The organism is Streptomyces sp. NPDC041129, assembly GCF_055592265.1.
Genome location: NZ_JBVIYV010000009.1, coordinates 292,718 through 309,340 on the forward strand (window position 1 = coordinate 292,718; position 16,623 = coordinate 309,340).

The 16,623-nt window shown below is 72.0% G+C and carries 14 protein-coding genes; 8 read left to right on the forward strand and 6 right to left on the reverse strand.

All coding sequences use genetic code 11. The annotated features are described in order from the left end of the window. Positions 1-13 precede the first annotated feature (13 nt). Positions 14-1,027: a LacI family DNA-binding transcriptional regulator gene (locus ACZ6B1_RS27015; protein ID WP_468782475.1), complete on the reverse strand. Its 1,014-nt coding sequence runs from the start codon at positions 1,025-1,027 to the stop codon at positions 14-16. A 313-nt stretch (positions 1,028-1,340) separates the two neighbouring features. Here ACZ6B1_RS27015 and ACZ6B1_RS27020 point away from each other — a divergent pair, with 313 nt between their 5' ends. Continuing rightward, on the forward strand, positions 1,341-3,278 hold the full coding sequence (locus ACZ6B1_RS27020; RefSeq protein ID WP_468782477.1) for an acyl-CoA dehydrogenase family protein: 1,938 nt from the start codon (positions 1,341-1,343) through the stop codon (positions 3,276-3,278). Between the two features lie 29 nt (positions 3,279-3,307). Here the strand turns inward: ACZ6B1_RS27020 and ACZ6B1_RS27025 are convergent, their stop codons facing one another. Next, a complete protein-coding gene (locus tag ACZ6B1_RS27025) occupies positions 3,308-3,769 on the reverse strand; it encodes a hypothetical protein (protein WP_468782479.1) in 462 nt (153 codons plus the stop codon). A gap of 277 nt (positions 3,770-4,046) precedes the next feature. On the opposite strand from ACZ6B1_RS27025, the gene dxr reads away from it, so the two are divergent. The 3 genes from dxr (at position 4,047) to ispG (ending at position 7,940) form a co-directional block, all read left to right on the forward strand. Continuing rightward, a complete protein-coding gene (dxr, locus tag ACZ6B1_RS27030; protein ID WP_468782481.1) occupies positions 4,047-5,312 on the forward strand; it encodes a 1-deoxy-D-xylulose-5-phosphate reductoisomerase in 1,266 nt (421 codons plus the stop codon). Next, positions 5,309-6,613: a M50 family metallopeptidase gene (locus ACZ6B1_RS27035; RefSeq protein ID WP_468782483.1), complete on the forward strand. Its 1,305-nt coding sequence runs from the start codon at positions 5,309-5,311 to the stop codon at positions 6,611-6,613. Before dxr ends, ACZ6B1_RS27035 begins: the two co-directional genes overlap by 4 nt. Before the next feature lie 169 nt (positions 6,614-6,782). After that, positions 6,783-7,940 carry a flavodoxin-dependent (E)-4-hydroxy-3-methylbut-2-enyl-diphosphate synthase gene (gene ispG, locus ACZ6B1_RS27040; protein ID WP_468782485.1) on the forward strand — a complete coding sequence of 386 codons (1,158 nt, stop codon included), beginning with the start codon at positions 6,783-6,785 and terminating at the stop codon, positions 7,938-7,940. 213 nt (positions 7,941-8,153) lie between these two features. On the opposite strand, the gene ACZ6B1_RS27045 is transcribed toward ispG, so the two are convergent. Further along, complete coding sequence (locus ACZ6B1_RS27045) at positions 8,154-10,004, reverse strand: PP2C family protein-serine/threonine phosphatase (protein WP_468782487.1); 1,851 nt, start codon at positions 10,002-10,004, stop codon at positions 8,154-8,156. A 253-nt stretch (positions 10,005-10,257) separates the two neighbouring features. Here ACZ6B1_RS27045 and ACZ6B1_RS27050 point away from each other — a divergent pair, with 253 nt between their 5' ends. The 3 genes from ACZ6B1_RS27050 (at position 10,258) to ACZ6B1_RS27060 (ending at position 13,474) form a co-directional block, all read left to right on the forward strand. After that, positions 10,258-11,106, forward strand: a complete 849-nt coding sequence (locus ACZ6B1_RS27050) for a GNAT family N-acetyltransferase (protein WP_468782489.1) — start codon at positions 10,258-10,260, stop codon at positions 11,104-11,106. A gap of 20 nt (positions 11,107-11,126) precedes the next feature. Then, the gene (locus ACZ6B1_RS27055; protein WP_468782491.1) at positions 11,127-11,660 is read left to right on the forward strand and encodes a GNAT family N-acetyltransferase; all 534 of its coding nucleotides are present in this window, start codon (positions 11,127-11,129) and stop codon (positions 11,658-11,660) included. Positions 11,661-11,770: 110 nt separating this feature from the next. After that, positions 11,771-13,474: a proline--tRNA ligase gene (locus ACZ6B1_RS27060; RefSeq protein ID WP_468782493.1), complete on the forward strand. Its 1,704-nt coding sequence runs from the start codon at positions 11,771-11,773 to the stop codon at positions 13,472-13,474. A gap of 430 nt (positions 13,475-13,904) precedes the next feature. Here the strand turns inward: ACZ6B1_RS27060 and ACZ6B1_RS27065 are convergent, their stop codons facing one another. From ACZ6B1_RS27065 to ACZ6B1_RS27075, 3 genes are read right to left on the reverse strand one after another with little or no spacing between them, the layout of a single operon-like run. Next, positions 13,905-14,813, reverse strand: coding sequence for an aminoglycoside phosphotransferase family protein (locus ACZ6B1_RS27065; RefSeq protein ID WP_468782495.1), 909 nt, complete (start codon positions 14,811-14,813; stop codon positions 13,905-13,907). 52 nt (positions 14,814-14,865) lie between these two features. After that, a complete protein-coding gene (locus tag ACZ6B1_RS27070; RefSeq protein ID WP_468782497.1) occupies positions 14,866-15,351 on the reverse strand; it encodes a ferritin-like domain-containing protein in 486 nt (161 codons plus the stop codon). Then, positions 15,348-15,884 (reverse strand): hypothetical protein, encoded by a 537-nt coding sequence (locus tag ACZ6B1_RS27075; RefSeq protein ID WP_468782499.1) that lies wholly within the window; start codon positions 15,882-15,884, stop codon positions 15,348-15,350. Before ACZ6B1_RS27075 ends, ACZ6B1_RS27070 begins: the two co-directional genes overlap by 4 nt. A gap of 228 nt (positions 15,885-16,112) precedes the next feature. Here ACZ6B1_RS27075 and rimP point away from each other — a divergent pair, with 228 nt between their 5' ends. Next, complete coding sequence (rimP, locus tag ACZ6B1_RS27080) at positions 16,113-16,622, forward strand: ribosome maturation factor RimP (RefSeq protein WP_468782501.1); 510 nt, start codon at positions 16,113-16,115, stop codon at positions 16,620-16,622. Position 16,623: the final 1 nt, after the last annotated feature.

The window sequence follows — 16,623 nt, forward strand, 5'->3', positions numbered from 1 at the left end:
GGCGCGGGAAGGGTCAGGACGCGGCGGGCGCCGGTCCCGTACTCGCCCGTACCGTCAGCTCGGGCGCGATCAGCACGACCTCGTCGCCGCCCCGCCCGTCCAGCTTGGCCATCAGGTGTTCCACGGCGTGCCGGCCCATCTCCTGCGCGGGGATGGCGACCGAGGTCAGCCGCACCGAGGCCTGCACGGCGACCTGGTCCGGGCAGATCGCGACCACGGAGACGTCCTCGGGCACCGCCCGGCCCTGCTGGCGCAGCAGCGCGAGCAATGGCTCCACCGCGGACTCGTTCTGCACGACGAACCCGGTGGTCCCGGGCCGCTCGTCCAGGATCCGGGCCAGGGTCACGGCCATCGCGTCGTACCCGCCCTCGCAGGGCCGGTGCAGCACCCGGACGCCGGACTGCCGGGCCCGGGAGCGGAGCCCGTCGAGGGTGCGCTCGGCGAAGCCGGTGTGCCGCTCGTACACGGCCGGGGCCTCGCCGACGACAGCGATGTCGTGGTGCCCGAGCCCGGCCAGATGCTCCACGCACAGTGCGCCCGTCGCCGTCCAGTCCAGGTCGACGCAGGTCAGCCCGCCGGCGTCGGCGGGCAGGCCGATCAGCACGGACGGCTGGTGCGAGCCGCGCAGCAGCGGCAGCCGCTCGTCCTCCAGCTCGACGTCCATCAGGATCATCGCGTCGGCGAGCCCGCTGCCGGTGACCCGGCGCACGGCGTCGGGGCCCTCCTCGCCGGTGAGCAGCAGGACGTCGTACCCGTGGGCGCGGGCCGTGGTGGCCACCGCGATGGCGATCTCCATCATCACCGGCACATACAGGTCGGTGCGCAGCGGGATCATCAGCGCGATGATGTTCGACCGGCTGCTCGCCAGGGCGCGGGCCCCCGCGTTCGGGTGGTAGCCGAGTTCCCGGATGCTCTGCTCGACCCGTTCCCGGGTGGTGGCGGAGATGGACCGCTTGCCGCTGAGGACGTAGCTCACCGTGCTCGCCGAGACTCCGGCGTGCTGGGCGACCTCGGCGAGGGTGACCATCCAGCTCTCCAAGCTCTGTGAAGCGCTTCGACTCGGCGCATTGCTGACAAGGGCGAGTGAGGGTGGTTCGACAGTAGCCCCAGTGGGAGTGGGTGTCCATAGGCTGTCGAAGCGCTTCGACAGCGATTCCCCGGAGCGGTAAGTGCCGCGGGAAACCAGTACGCCTCGCCGTCACCGGCCTTCGGCGGCCATTCCACCTGAACGGCGCGCGAGGGGTGGTGGGGTCGGCCCGTTTCGGGTACCAACGATCCAGTAGCACCGGTCGGTAACGAACGACCCTCAATGATCCCTCTTCGCGGCGAGGTGAGCCTCAATGTCCGCCCCCACCACCCAACGCACCAACGTCACCGAACGCGAGGCCCGCCAGGTGGCGGAGGCCGCCCGGGAACAGGACTGGCACAAGCCGAGCTTCGCCAAGGAACTGTTCCTCGGCCGCTTCCGGCTCGACCTCATCCACCCCCATCCGCTCCCCGACGCCGAGTCCGTTCGGCGCGGCGAGGAGTTCCTGGCCGAACTGCGCGCGTTCTGCGAGTCGACGGTCGACTCCGCCCGCATCGAACGCGAGGCCCGCATCCCCGACGAGGTCATCACGGGGCTGAAGGAACTCGGCGCCCTCGGCATGAAGATCGACCCGAAGTACGGCGGTCTCGGCCTGACCCAGCTGTACTACAACAAGGCGCTGGCCCTGGCCGGCTCCGCCAGCCCCGCGGTCGGCGCCCTGCTCTCCGCCCACCAGTCGATCGGCGTACCGCAGCCGCTGAAGATCTTCGGCACCCAGGAGCAGAAGGACGCCTTCCTGCCCCGCTGCGCCCGCACCGACATCTCCGCCTTCCTGCTCACCGAGCCGGACGTCGGCTCCGACCCGGCACGCCTGGCCACCACGGCCGTGCCCGACGGCGACGACTACGTCCTCGACGGGGTCAAGCTGTGGACCACCAACGGAGTCGTCGCCGACCTGCTCGTCGTCATGGCCCGGGTACCGAAGTCCGAGGGCCACAAGGGCGGCATCACCGCCTTCGTGGTGGAGGCCACCGCCGAGGGCGTCACCGTCGAGAACCGCAACGCCTTCATGGGGCTGCGCGGCATCGAGAACGGCGTCACCCGCTTCCACCAGGTCCGAGTGCCCGCCGCCAACCGCATCGGCCCGGAGGGCGCGGGCCTGAAGATCGCGCTCACCACCCTCAACACCGGCCGGCTGTCGCTGCCCGCGATGTGCGCCGGAGCCGGCAAGTGGTGCCTGAAGATCGCCCGGGAGTGGGCGGCGGAGCGGGAGCAGTGGGGCAAGCCGGTCGCGCTGCACGAGGCCGTCGGCTCCAAGATCAGCTTCATCGCGGCCACCACCTTCGCCCTGGAGGCCGTGCTCGACCTGTCCTCACAGATGGCCGACGAGGACCGCAACGACATCCGCATCGAGGCCGCCCTCGCCAAGCTCTACGGCTCCGAGATGGCCTGGCTGATGGCCGACGAACTGGTCCAGATCCGCGGCGGCCGCGGCTACGAGACCGCCGAGTCCCTGAGGGCGCGCGGCGAGCGGGCCGTCCCCGCCGAGCAGATGCTGCGCGACCTGCGCATCAACCGGATCTTCGAGGGCTCCACGGAGATCATGCACCTCCTGATCGCCCGCGAGGCCGTCGACGCCCACCTCTCGGTCGCCGGTGACCTCATCGACCCCGACAAGACCCTCTCGGACAAGGCGAAGGCAGGCGCCAACGCGGGCGTCTTCTACGCCAAGTGGCTGCCGAAGCTGGTCGCCGGCCCCGGGCAACTGCCCTCTTCGTACGGCGAGTTCAAGCGCGAGGTCGACCTCTCCGGCCATCTGCGCTACGTCGAGCGGCACGCCCGCAAGCTGGCCCGCTCCACCTTCTACGCCATGTCCCGCTGGCAGGGCCGGATGGAGACCAAGCAGGGCTTCCTCGGGCGGATCGTGGACATCGGCGCCGAACTGTTCGCGATGAGCGCGGCCTGCGTCCGCGCCGAGCGGCTGCGTGGCGAGGGTGAGCACGGCCGCGAGGCCTACCAGCTCGCCGACGCCTTCTGCCGCCAGGCCCGCATCCGGGTCGAGGAACTCTTCGGCCGCCTGTGGGTCAACACCGACGACCTCGACCGCAAGGTGGTCAAGGGAGTCCTCGGCGGCGCCTACACCTGGCTCGAGGAGGGCGTCATCGACCCGTCCGGGGACGGCCCGTGGATCGCCGACGCGACCCCCGGACCGTCCGCACGGCCGAACGAGCGGCGCCCCTACGGCGCCTGAACATCCCGTCCCGGACCGGGCACCTGGGCTCAGACGCCCCAGGTGCCCTGGTTCGAGGCGCAGTTCCAGCCCGTGCCCTTCAGAGTGAACTTCACCTTGTAGGAACGGGTGTTGAGCAGGTGCGTGGGCACCTTCATCCCGAGGCTGGTCTTCTTCTTGAGCGTCGTGGTGTACACGGCCACCGTCCTGGTCGTGTTCTTGGTGACCTTGCCGCCCTTCGCCTTGGCCGTGCCGAAGCGGATGTTGCGGACGTTCGTGACGGTGAACGTGACCTTCGTGAAGCTCTTGGTGGTGCTCTTGTTCTTGATCCCGAAGTACAGACCGCCGTTGGTCACCCAGCCGTGCGAGTCGACGTAGAAGCGGCTCGGGTACACCAGGTCGACCGGGCAGCCGGTGCTCGTCGACGTCGCGGCCGACGCGACACCGCCCAGACCGAGCTGAGCGGCGGTGACGACCCCCGCCGCCGCCAGGACGGTCGCGGTCGTGCGCATGCGGTTCATCGTGTGTCTCTCCTCCCCCTGTGAGCCACTCTGACTTGGCTCCAGCGGGCAGAATGCCATGAGCGAGCGCCCCGTGCCCGGGAATTCACCCGGTCCGGCGGTACTCGCGGTCGCGCCGTTGACGCCCCGGGCGTGGCTGATCCTCACGTCGGTCCCACATGAGGAGACATGAGGACAATCACCCCATCCGGCGACGAGAGCCGGTGACGCGCCCTTCCAAGGGGGACGCCCTGTCCGGACCGCCGCGGCTTGCGGCGACAATGGGAGGATGACCGACAGTCCCGCCAGCCCCGCGCCCCTCGCCGACCCGCACCTCGTGTACGACCCGCTCGCGGGAGACGGCCCGAAGGACGTGGTGATCCTCGGCTCCACCGGGTCCATCGGAACCCAGGCCATCGACCTCGTGCTGCGCCACCCGGACCGTTTCCGGGTCACCGCCCTCTCCGCGAACGGCGCCCGCCCAGCCCTGCTCGCCGAGCAGGCGCACCGCCTGCGGGCGCGGACCGTCGCGGTCGCCCGCCAGGACGCGGTGCCGGCCCTGCGCGAGGCGCTGACCGGGCTCTACGGCACCTCGGAGCCGCTGCCCGAGATCCTCGCCGGACCGGACGCGGCCACCCACCTCGCGGCCTCCGACTGCCACACCGTGCTGAACGGCATCACCGGATCCATCGGCCTCGCGCCCACCCTGGCCGCCCTGGAGGCGGGCCGCACCCTCGCGCTCGCCAACAAGGAGTCGCTGATCGTCGGCGGCCCGCTGGTCAAGGCGCTCGCCAAGCCCGGGCAGATCATCCCGGTCGACTCCGAGCACGCCGCGCTCTTCCAGGCCCTCGCCTCCGGCACCCGCGCCGACGTGCGCAAGCTCGTCGTCACCGCGTCCGGCGGCCCGTTCCGCGGCCGGACCCGGGCGGAACTGGCGGACGTCACGGTCGAGGACGCCCTCGCGCACCCCACCTGGGCGATGGGCCCGGTGATCACGATCAACTCGGCGACCCTCGTCAACAAGGGCCTGGAAGTCATCGAGGCACACCTGCTCTACGACATTCCCTTCGACCGCATTGAGGTCGTCGTGCATCCGCAGTCGTATGTCCACTCGATGGTCGAGTTCACCGACGGATCCACGATCGCCCAGGCGACGCCCCCCGACATGCGCGGGCCCATCGCCATCGGTCTGGGCTGGCCCGAACGCGTCCCGGACGCGGCGCCCGCCTTCGACTGGAGCAAGGCCTCCACGTGGGAGTTCTTCCCGCTCGACAACGAGGCCTTCCCCTCGGTGAACCTCGCCCGGCACGTGGGGCAGCTCGCGGGCACCGCCCCGGCGGTGTTCAATGCCGCCAACGAGGAATGCGTCGAGGCGTTCCGCAGCGGCGCGCTGCCCTTCAATGGGATCATGGAGACCGTCACCCGGGTGGTGGAGGAGCACGGGACCCCGGTCACGGGAACCTCACTCACCGTGTCGGACGTCCTCGAAGCGGAGACCTGGGCGCGGGCCCGGGCCCGCGAACTGACAGACCGGACCGCGGAGGCGCGTGCATGACGACCTTGATGTTCATCCTCGGCATAGTGGTCTTCGCGGTCGGCCTGCTCGTCTCCATCGCGTGGCACGAGCTGGGGCACCTGTCCACGGCCAAGCTCTTCGGCATCCGCGTCCCGCAGTACATGGTCGGATTCGGCCCGACCATCTGGTCGCGCACGAAGGGCGAGACCGAGTACGGCATCAAGGCCGTCCCGCTCGGCGGCTACATCCGCATGATCGGGATGTTCCCGCCCGACGACGCCGGCCGGGTCTCCGCCCGCTCCACGTCCCCGTGGCGCGGCATGATCGAGGACGCCCGCTCCGCCGCCTTCGAGGAGCTGAAGGAGGGCGACGAGACGCGCATGTTCTACACGCGCAAGCCGTGGAAGCGCGTCATCGTCATGTTCGCGGGCCCGTTCATGAACCTGGTGCTCGCGATCGGCCTGTTCCTCACCGTGCTGATGGGCTTCGGCATCCAGCAGCAGACCACCACCGTCGCCTCCGTCTCGCCCTGCGTCATCGCGCAGAGCGAGAACCGCGACAGCTGCGAGAAGTCCGACCCGGCCTCCCCGGCGGCGGCCGCCGGCATGAAGAACGGCGACCGCATCGTCTCCTTCGCCGGCACGCCGACCAGGGACTGGAACACGCTGTCCGACCTCATCCGGGACAGCGCGGGCAAGGACGTCGCGATCGTCGTCGACCGCAAGGGCCAGGAGCTGACCCTGCACGCGAAGATCGCCACGAACCAGGTCGCCAAGAAGGACTCCAGCGGAACCTACGTCCAGGGCCAATACGTCAAGGCCGGCTTCCTCGGCTTCAGCTCCGCCACCGGCGTCGTCAAACAGGACTTCGGCCAGTCCGTGACCTGGATGACCGACCGGGTGGGCGACGCCGTCGACTCGCTCATCGCCCTGCCCGGCAAGATCCCCGCCCTGTGGGACGCCGCCTTCGGCGACGGCCCGCGCGAACCGGACTCCCCGATGGGCATCGTCGGCGCGGCCCGGGTCACCGGCGAGATCGCCACGCTGGACATCCCGGCCTCGCAGCAGCTCGCCATGGCCGTGTTCGTGGTCGCCGGGTTCAACCTCTCCCTGTTCCTGTTCAACATGCTCCCGCTGCTTCCGCTCGACGGCGGCCACATCGCGGGCGCCCTGTGGGAGTCGCTGCGGCGCAACGTGGCCCGCGTGCTGCGCCGCCCGGACCCGGGCCCCTTCGACGTGGCGAAGCTGATGCCGGTGGCGTACGTGGTGGCGGGGATCTTCGTCTGCTTCACGATCCTCGTGCTGGTCGCCGACGTCGTCAACCCGGTGAAAATCTCGTAGCCACCGGCGGTTGGAGGCGGCCCGGAACATCGTGTTCCGGGCCGCCTTCCAATGAGTGGCTTTGCCGGGTGGGATGTGCCCGCGCCCGTGCCCGTGCCGTAATCTCGAAGCCTGGAGCCCGCCGATCACGGGACCGGATCTTGATCCACGACTTGGGGTTGCACAGCAGATGACTGCGATTTCTCTCGGCATGCCGTCCGTTCCGACCAAGCTCGCCGAGCGCCGGAAGAGCCGGCAGATCCAGGTCGGAACCGTGGCGGTCGGCGGGGACGCGCCCGTCTCGGTCCAGTCGATGACCACGACCCGTACGTCCGACGTGGGCGCGACCCTCCAGCAGATCGCCGAGCTGACCGCGTCCGGCTGCCAGATCGTCCGGGTCGCCTGCCCCACCCAGGACGACGCCGACGCCCTGTCGACGATCGCGCGCAAGTCGCAGATCCCGGTGATCGCGGACATCCACTTCCAGCCGAAGTACGTCTTCGCCGCGATCGAGGCGGGCTGCGCCGCGGTCCGCGTCAACCCCGGCAACATCAAGCAGTTCGACGACAAGGTCAAGGAGATCGCGCGAGCCGCGAAGGACCACGGCACCCCGATCCGGATCGGCGTCAACGCGGGCTCCCTGGACCGCCGGCTGCTGCAGAAGTACGGCAAGGCGACCCCGGAGGCGCTGGTCGAGTCGGCGCTGTGGGAGGCGTCCCTCTTCGAGGAGCACGACTTCCGCGACATCAAGATCTCCGTCAAGCACAACGACCCGGTCGTGATGATCGAGGCCTACAAGCAGCTCGCCGCCCAGTGCGACTACCCGCTGCACCTCGGTGTCACGGAGGCGGGCCCCGCCTTCCAGGGCACCATCAAGTCGGCCGTCGCCTTCGGCGCCCTCCTCTCCCAGGGCATCGGCGACACCATCCGCGTCTCGCTGTCCGCGCCTCCCGTGGAGGAGGTCAAGGTCGGCAACCAGATCCTGGAGTCCCTGAACCTCAAGCAGCGCGGCCTGGAGATCGTCTCCTGCCCGTCCTGCGGCCGCGCCCAGGTCGACGTCTACAAGCTCGCCGAAGAGGTCACGGCCGGTCTGACCGGCATGGAGGTCCCGCTCCGCGTCGCCGTCATGGGCTGCGTCGTGAACGGCCCCGGCGAGGCCCGCGAGGCCGACCTCGGCGTCGCCTCCGGCAACGGCAAGGGCCAGATCTTCGTCAAGGGCGAGGTCATCAAGACCGTCCCGGAGTCGAAGATCGTGGAGACCCTCATCGAGGAGGCCATGAAGCTCGCCGAGGCCATGGAGGACGACGGCGTGGCCTCCGGAGAGCCCGAGGTCTCGGTAGCGGGCTGAGCCCCCACGCCGACCGGCCCGGAAAGCGCCGGTCGGCTCGTCCGTCCCGCGCGCCCCGCGCCGGGCCCAGTACCGGAACGTCCTGCTGGACGGCTCACGGGCGGGACCGGTCCGGGACGTCCGGCTGCCGGGGAGGCACGGAGGCGGTTACGTGCTCCGGGCGGCGGCGTGCCCGCGGAAGGCCCCGGTGAGCCGGGCAGGCTGCGGCGGGCCTCACTCCTCCGGTTCGTCCCGCGTCGGGTCCTGTACCGGAGCGTCCTGCTGGACGGTGCCGGGGGCGGCGCGGTCCGGGGCGGCCGGGCTGTAGGGGGACTGCGGAGGCGGTGGGGCGCTGCGGTCGCCGGGGGCGCCCGCGCCGGCGGCCGGCAGGCGCAGCGCGAGCAGGGCGACGTCGTCACCGCTCGGCCGTATCCGCTTCAGCAACTCGTCGCAGAAGTCGTCCACGGTCCCCTGGTCCGGCCGCCTCGCCAGCATGGCGGCGTGGTGGCGCAGCTTGGCCATGCCGAGGTCGATCGGCCGGTCCCGGCTCTCCACGAGGCCGTCGGTGTAGAGCAGCAGCGTGCACTCGGCGGGCAGTTCCTCCGAGGCGTCCGGCCAGCTCAGGCCCAGGTGCAGCGTGGCGCTCATACCGATCAGCGGCCCGTGCCCGCCGGTCAGGAACCGCGCCTCGCCCTCACGGGTCACCAGCAGCGGCGGCGGGTGCCCGGCGTTCACCCAGCACAGCCGCCAGGGGCCGCCCTCGGGCCCCTCGATCCGGGCGAAGAGAAGCGTGGCCATCGGCGCGTCGCTGGTGTTGGTCACCGCCTCGTCGAGGCGGCGCATGATCACGCTGGGCGGCTCCCGGTCCACCCAGGCCAGACCCCGCAGCATGTTGCGGACCTCGGCCATGTGCGCGGCGGCCTTCAGGTCGTGGCCCACCACGTCCCCGATGACCAGGGCCATCACACCGTCGCCGAGCAGGAAGGCGTCGTACCAGTCGCCGCCGATCTCCATCGCCCGCTGCGCGGGCAGATACCGCGCGGCCATCCGCAGGTGGTTCACCTGGGGCAGCGGGGCCAGCAACTGGCGCTGCATGGTCGCGGCGACGTTGCGCTGCTCCTCGTAGAGCCGCTCGTTGTCCAGCACCAGCGCAGCACGCCAGCCCAGGTCGGCGAGGAGCCGTACCTCGGCTTCGGTGAACGCGGAGGACGCCTCGGCGCGGCCGACGGTCAGCATCCCGTAGTGGTGCCGGCGGGCGCGCAGCGGTACCACCACCGCCGAGTGACCGCCGAGCCGCTCGAACAGCGGCCCGTGGGTCGCGGCGAGCGGTGCGTCCCGGTCCCGCAGCTCCTCCGCGGTCAGCAGAACGGGCTGCTCGTCACGCGTCGCCCGCTCCAGCGCCCGGCGGGTGCGGGGCGGCAGCGGCGGCAGGGGCCCCTCCAGCCGTTTCGCCCGGTGCGGGTGCGCGGGACAGAGGACGGCGACCCGCTCCAGCGCCCCGGTCCGCTCCGAGCGCAGAGCCATCGCGGCCCAGTCGCCCAGCTCCGGGACGAGCATCCGCAGCACCCGGCGCATCTGGCCGGTCGGGTTCCGGGCCGAGATCAGTACCGACGAGATCCTCGACACCAGGTTCAGCCGGGCCGTCACCGCCTCCAGGGCAGCGGTGCGGGCCGCCGCCCGCCGCTCGGCGTCCCGGTGCAGGCTGAAGTCGCTGAAGACGATCGCCAGCCCCGCCCTGCGGCCCGCCAGCCGCAGGGGAGTGGTCGCCCAGATGATCGGCAGGGTCGTGCCGTCGGCGCGCAGGAAGTACTCCTCGCTGCCCTGCCCGACGGACCGGTTGTCCTGCAGCGGAGCCCGCATCAGGCACTCCTCGCGGGGCACCGTGCCGCCGTCGGGACGGCGGTGCAGCAGGTCGTGCGCGTCATGCCCGAGCATCTCGCCGGACGTCCTGCCCAGGAGCTCCTCGGCCCACGGGTTGACGTACGTGATGCGCCCGGCCAGGTCGATGGTGAGGACACCGGTGCCCAGATCGCGCAGGATCGCGTGCGGGAACTCAGGCTCACGGCTCGCGTCAGCCCCGCTCATGTCCTCACGCCCTCGTCGTCGTACCGGACGGCCGTCCGGTGTTCCGGCACCGCATCCACCGCGTTCCCGTCGCAGTCCGAATAATGGCTTCTTGTGGCATTTTCACCTTTATTCGCGGACCGCTCCGCCCTCGGCGCGGCGTGTTGCCGCCCGCCCTCCCCGTGAACCCGGGCCCGGTACCGGGGGGCGGCGCCGCCAGGAATCCGCAGGTACAGTGCGGAGATCAGCAGAACCCCAGCGTGAGGCCCCGCCCGTGTTGACCCAGACCACCTCCCGGGTGCTCGAACCGAGCGACCTTGACGCCGCGCTCGCCGTCCTCGACCGCGAGCCGGTCGCGAACGCCTTCGTGACCTCCCGGGTGCAGGTCGCGGGCCTCGACCCCTGGCGGCTCGGCGGCGAGATGTGGGGCTGGTACGAGGACGGCATGCTCACGTCCCTCTGCTACGCCGGCGCCAACCTCGTCCCCATCTGCGCCAGCCCGCGCGCCGTGCGCGCCTTCGCCGACCGCGCCCGCAGGGCCGGCCGCCGCTGCTCCTCCATCGTCGGACCCGCCGACTCCACCGCCCAGCTGTGGCGCCTGCTCGAACCGCACTGGGGCCCGGCCCGCGAGATCCGCGCCCAGCAGCCCCTGATGGTCACCGACCGCATGCCCGACGACATCGCTCCGGATCCCTACGTCCGCCGCATCCGCAAGGACGAGATGGAGACGATCATGCCGGCGTGCGTGGCGATGTTCACCGAGGAGGTCGGGGTCTCCCCGCTGGCCGGGGACGGCGGCCTGCTGTACCAGGCACGCGTGGCCGAGCTCGTCGGCTCCGGCCGCTCCTTCGCCCGCCTCGACGAGCACGGCAAGGTCGTCTTCAAGGCGGAGATCGGCGCCGCTACCTCCCAGGCCTGCCAGATCCAGGGCGTGTGGGTGGCCCCCGAGTACCGCGGCCGGGGCCTGGCGGCGCCTGGTATGGCGGCGGTGCTGCGCTACGCCCTGGCCGACGTGGCACCCGTGGTCAGCCTCTATGTGAACGACTTCAACACGGCGGCGCGACGGACGTACCGCCGGGTGGGCTTCCAAGAGGTGGGAGCCTTCATGAGCATCCTCTTCTGAGGCCCCTGTACCCTCCCCGCATGGACCTCGTGATCGGCCCCTTGGACCTCGCAGCCCACGTCGACGAGGCCCTGTCCGTCCAGGCCCTCGCCTTCGGACTGGGCCCCGAGGAGGTCGCCGTACGCCGCCAGATCGTCCAGCGCCACATGCAGTACCCGGGTGCCCGGGCCCTCGGGGCGACGACCGCGCACGGCCACCTCGTGGGTTTCGTCTACGGCATGCCCAACTCCCGCGGCCACTGGTGGTCCACCGTCGTGGAGCCCTACCTCCGCGCCCGGCGGAACGAATTCTGGCTGGACGACTCCTTCGTCATCACCGAGCTGCACGTCCACCCCGACCACCAGAACCGGGGCATCGGCCGCCGCCTCATCACCACCATCACCGACGGCGCCGACGAACCCCGCTCGATCCTCTCCGCGATCGACGTCGAGAGCCCCGCCCGCGGCCTCTACCACTCCCTCGGCTACATCGACCTCGCCCGCCAGGTGCACTTCCCGAGCGCCGCCAAGCCGTACGCCGTGATGGGCGCCCCCCTGCCGCTGCGCAGGGGATAACCGATTTCCACCGGCACAGCCCGCCCGGTTAATCTCCTATGCCATAACCCTCCCCCACTCTCGGCCGCGCTCGAGCGGGGGGACCCCCATCCGGCAGGAGTACGACAACCATGGCGAACGCACCGGTCCAGCGCATGTCCCAGTTGATGGCGAAGACGCTGCGCGACGACCCGGCGGACGCCGAGGTCCTCAGCCACAAGCTCCTCGTCCGCGCGGGCTACGTCCGCCGCACCGCCGCGGGCATCTGGTCCTGGCTGCCGCTCGGCAAGAAGGTCCTCGCCAACGTGGAGCGGATCGTCCGCGAGGAGATGGACGCCATCGGCGGCCAGGAGGTCTCCCTCCCCGCCCTGCTGCCGCGCGAGCCCTACGACGCCACCGGCCGCTGGGACGAGTACGGCCAGGAACTGTTCCGGCTGAAGGACCGCAAGGGCGGCGACTACCTCCTCGGCCCGACGCACGAGGAGATCTTCACCCTGCTGGTCAAGGACCAGTGCACGTCCTACAAGGACCTGCCGGTGATCCTCTACCAGATCCAGTCCAAGTTCCGTGACGAGGCCCGCCCCCGCGCCGGCATCCTGCGCGGCCGCGAGTTCCTGATGAAGGACTCGTACTCCTTCGACCTCGAGGACGAGGGCCTGGCGAAGTCCTACGCCCTGCACCGCCAGGCCTACCAGAACATCTTCGACCGGCTCGGCCTCGACTACCGCATCTGCGCGGCCACCGCCGGCGCCATGGGCGGCTCGAAGTCCGAGGAGTTCCTCGCCCCGGCCGAGGCCGGCGAGGACACCTTCGCCGACTGCCCGAACTGCGACTTCGCCGCCAACACGGAGGCGATCACCTACGAGCTGAAGCCGGTGGACGGCTCGGACGTCCCCGCGCTCGAGGAGATCCCCACCCCCGACACCCCGACCATCGAGACCCTCGCCGCCTCGCTCGGCGTCCCGGCCTCGGCCACCCTGAAGAACCTGCTGGTCAAGGTGGACGGCGAGATCGTCGCCGTCGGCGTGCCCGGTGACCGGGAGGTGGACCTCGGCAAGCTGGAGGAGCACTTCGCCCCGGCCGTCGTCGAGATGGTCACCGAGGCGGACTTCGCCGGCCGCCCCGACCTGGTGCGCGGCTACGTCGGCCCGCAGGGCCTGGGCGACAAGGTGAAGTACCTCGCCGACCCGCGCGTGGCCCCCGGCACCGCCTGGATCACCGGCGCCAACAAGGAGCACACGCACGCCAGGAACGTGGTCGCCGGCCGTGACTTCGAGGTCGACGAGTACGTCGACGTCGTGGTGGTGCGCGACGGCGACCCCTGCCCGAAGTGCGGCACCGGCCTGAAGCTGGACCGCGCCATCGAGATCGGCCACATCTTCCAGCTCGGCCGCAAGTACGCCGACGCCCTCAAGCTGGACGTCCTCGGCCAGAACGGCAAGCCGGTCCGCGTGACCATGGGCTCCTACGGCGTCGGCGTCTCCCGCGCGGTCGCCGCCCTCGCCGAGCAGCACGCCGACGAGCACGGCCTGGTCTGGCCCAAGGAGGTCGCCCCGGCCGACGTGCACGTCGTCGCCGCCGGCAAGGCGGTGCAGACCGAGCTGGCGCTCGACGTCGCGGAGCGGCTGCGTGCCGCCGGGCTGCGTGTCCTGGTCGACGACCGGGCCGGTGTCTCCCCGGGCGTGAAGTTCACCGACGCCGAGCTGATCGGTGTTCCGCAGATCCTGGTGGCCGGCCGCCGTTCCGCCGAGGGCGTGCTGGAACTCAAGGACCGCAAGACCGGCGAGCGCGAGGAACTGTCCGTCGAGGACGCCATCGCCCGTCTGTCCGCCTGACACCTGACCGGCTCGTGCCCCGCGCCCCGCGCCCCGTCGGGGGACGCGGGGCGCTCTGCCGTGCGCGGTTGTGAGCGGCGGACGGGAGGTGCCGAAGAGCCCGGGGCCCGGCGCCCGTCGGGTTCTTTCCACGTCCATGCCCTGCCCGGGCTCCGCCGCCCGCCGGCCGGGCGCCCGGGGGGCGTCGAAGCGCCACGGCGTCCTGTGCGAACGCCGTTGCGGGCGGTGGCTCGTGGGCTCGGCGCCTGCCGGGTTCCTGCCGTGCCCGCGCCGTGCTCGGGGCTGCGGCGAGCGGACTGGTTCCCGGAGCGGTCACAGCGCGCGCCCGGCGTCTCCAGGAGGAGAGCCCGGCAGCGGCAAAGGCAGGCGGCCCGGCCGTACATGCCGCAGGCGCGGGGCGTCCTGCGTTCGGAGCGCCCACCCGCCGGGGCTACAGCCAGCCCGCGAATTCGAGCAGCAGCTCCGCGTCCTTCGGGCGGCCCACCCGGAGGGCCCGGGCTCCGGACTCCACCGCGCGGAACAGGGTCCAGCCGCGCAGCCGGTCCAGGTCCACCTCCAGTGACTCCGCGAGCCGCTTGATCCGGCGCCGGGTGGTGGACGCCCCGGACGGGTTGGCGATCAGGTCCTCCACCCGGTCGCGCACCAGCCGTGCGAGATCGAAGGCGCACTCGCCGACCACCGGGTCCGGGCCCACCGCCAGCCAGTGCATCCGCTCCCCGGCGAGCACCTTGCTCTGCCGGAACGTGCCGTGCAGCAGCCGGTGGTCCGGCGGTGCGGCCAGCAGCTCCTCACGGGCCGTGAGCGCCGCGTCCACCAGCGGTGCCGTCTCCGGCTCGGCCAGCGCGCCCGCCCGCATCGCCTCCGCCTGCCGCCCGGTCCGCTCCGCCACCGTCTCGAAGGCATGGCCCTCCGGCGGCTCGACCCACAGCCGCCGCAGTGTCCCCGCCGCCTCCAGCAGCGCCTTCGCCTCCGGCAGCGACCGCACCGACACATCCGGGTGCAGCCGCTCCAGCAGCAGCGCCCCGTCCGCGCTGTCCCCGGCGTCCGACTCCAGCAGCTGTACGGCACCCCGTCCCGCCCAATGCGCCAGCGCCGCCCGCTCGCTCTCCGGCCTGGCCCGGCCCGGAGCCAGCTTCAGCACCGCCGGCGTGCCGTCCGCCCGCCGGACCAGTACCACCAGGCTGCTGCGGCCGCCCGGCACCTGGACCCGCTCCACGGTCAACTCGCGCCGCGCGACCGTCCGTTCGGCCGTCTCCGGCAGCCGCGCCAGCCAGTCGTCCCCGGCCGGCGCCGTCTCGGCGAGCGCCCGCACCAGCCGCCGGGGCGGTTCGAAAACCATGCGCGAGTCGTTTCCTTCCTCTCCTGGGCCTGCCCTGCGGACGGCCCCGCCGTCACCGCGACGGGGACGCCGAGGTGCTCGGCCCCGCCGCACCCGTGTCGTCACCGGTCCGCTCGGCGAGCCCAGGGAAGGCTACGCTCTCCCCGCTCCAGCGCACCGCCCGCACCGCGGCCTCCCGCAGCGCCCCGGCGGCCGCACCGCGCCGCTCCCCGGTCGTCGCCCGTACCAGGTCCGAGTAGACACCGGCCACCCGCTCCTCCAGATCGGCTGCCAGCCGCACCGCGGTCGCGGAGTCCGCCACCGGGAACGGCAGCGCGTACGCGGCGCTCGCGGCGACCGGCTCGCCGCCCAGCTCGCGCACCTCGCGCACCAGCGCGTCCCGGCGGGCCCGGTGGGCGTCGTAGGCCGCCCGCGCCTGCTTCAGCCGCTTGTCGCCGACGCGCCCGCCGACGACGCCGTACCCGTACACGGCGGCGTGTTCCGCCGCCAGCGCGGCCTGCAACGCGGTCAGTTCGGCCGCTCTGTCCCGCTCGCTCACTTGGCCCCCTCGGTCAGCAGATACGCGTGCGCCGCCCCGGCCGCCGCCGCCGACGCCATCAGCCGGGCCAGTTCGCCCGGCACGTCCAGCAGGTCCTTCGCCCGGCGGTCGGCGAGGCTCCGTTCGGCGGTGGCGAGGAACGCCAGCGCGTCCTTCGCACCGGCGGGCACGGCAAGGGCGGGCGAGGGCGCGGCCGTGGCCGTGGGTGTGGGAGAGGCGGACGCCGGCGCCTGCGTGCCGGTGGCGGTGCGGCCGGCGAACGCCGCCCGGTGCGCGGCGACCTGCGCCCGCAGCGGCCCCAGCGGCTCCGCCAGCGCGGGGTGCGCGGCCAGCACCGCGTCGTACCGCTCCAGCAGCCCCTCGCTGTCCCGGGCCGCACGCGCGCGTGCCCGCGCGGTCACCGAGGGAGTCCCGTCGGCGGCGGAGTCGGGACCGGCCGAGCAGCCCGCCAGCAGGGCGGCCCCGGCGGCCGAGGCGAGCAGGGATCTTCTGCGCGGACCCGAGGGGGTGCGCGGCGGCGGAGGGTACGACACTGCAGACGTCCTCGGGCACTCGTACGAAGGGAACGGCGGGGAACTGCAAGGAGGGGGAACGGCCATCGGGCGGCATGCCCGTGATCACCGTACCCGCGCCCCGCTGGTAAGCCACTCACCGGCACCGCGCGTACACAGGTGGACGGCAACACTCCCTGCGACCGGATACCCTTTGACCAGACACGCGACCCATCCCACAACAGCACACGCGGCCGAGGAGTCACCCGGATGAGCACCACCCAGAGCGAGAGGCTGCGAGAGCTGCTCGAACCGCTCGTCACTTCTCAGGGGCTCGACCTCGAAGAGATCACCGTGGAATCCGTCGGACGCAAGCGTGTGCTGCGCGTGACCGTCGACTCCGACACCGGAGCGGACCTGGACCGGATCGCCGATGTGAGCCGTGCGCTCTCGGCGAAGCTCGACGAGACCAACGCGATGGGCGACGACGCGTACGACCTGGAGGTCGGCACCCCCGGCGCGGAGCGCGCCCTGACCGAGCACCGGCACTACGTGCGCGCCACCGACCGGCTGGTGAGGTTCCAGCTGACCGAGGGCGGCGAACTGGTCGCGAGGATCCTCGAAGTGGATGAGCAGGGCATCGAGGTCGAGGTGCCCGGCGTGAAGGGCCGCAAGGCGACCGCCCGCAGACTCGGATTCCCGGAGATCGCGAAGGCGCGCGTGCAGGTCGAGTTCAACCGCAAGGACAAGAAGGACATGAAGGAAGAGGAGGAGGCGTAGC

What these genes read in the sequence shown, in the direction of transcription:
- ACZ6B1_RS27015 (WP_468782475.1), bottom strand. Translation starts at nt 1,027, where the DNA reads ATGGTCACCCTCGCCGAGGTCGCCCAGCACGCCGGAGTCTCGGCGAGC.
- ACZ6B1_RS27065 (WP_468782495.1), bottom strand. Translation starts at nt 14,813, where the DNA reads ATGGTTTTCGAACCGCCCCGGCGGCTGGTGCGGGCGCTCGCCGAGACG.
- ACZ6B1_RS27055 (WP_468782491.1), top strand. Translation starts at nt 11,127, where the DNA reads ATGGACCTCGTGATCGGCCCCTTGGACCTCGCAGCCCACGTCGACGAG.
- ispG (WP_468782485.1), top strand. Translation starts at nt 6,783, where the DNA reads ATGACTGCGATTTCTCTCGGCATGCCGTCCGTTCCGACCAAGCTCGCC.
- ACZ6B1_RS27060 (WP_468782493.1), top strand. Translation starts at nt 11,771, where the DNA reads ATGGCGAACGCACCGGTCCAGCGCATGTCCCAGTTGATGGCGAAGACG.
- ACZ6B1_RS27020 (WP_468782477.1), top strand. Translation starts at nt 1,341, where the DNA reads ATGTCCGCCCCCACCACCCAACGCACCAACGTCACCGAACGCGAGGCC.
- rimP (WP_468782501.1), top strand. Translation starts at nt 16,113, where the DNA reads ATGAGCACCACCCAGAGCGAGAGGCTGCGAGAGCTGCTCGAACCGCTC.
- ACZ6B1_RS27035 (WP_468782483.1), top strand. Translation starts at nt 5,309, where the DNA reads ATGACGACCTTGATGTTCATCCTCGGCATAGTGGTCTTCGCGGTCGGC.
- ACZ6B1_RS27025 (WP_468782479.1), bottom strand. Translation starts at nt 3,769, where the DNA reads ATGCGCACGACCGCGACCGTCCTGGCGGCGGCGGGGGTCGTCACCGCC.
- dxr (WP_468782481.1), top strand. Translation starts at nt 4,047, where the DNA reads ATGACCGACAGTCCCGCCAGCCCCGCGCCCCTCGCCGACCCGCACCTC.
- ACZ6B1_RS27045 (WP_468782487.1), bottom strand. Translation starts at nt 10,004, where the DNA reads ATGAGCGGGGCTGACGCGAGCCGTGAGCCTGAGTTCCCGCACGCGATC.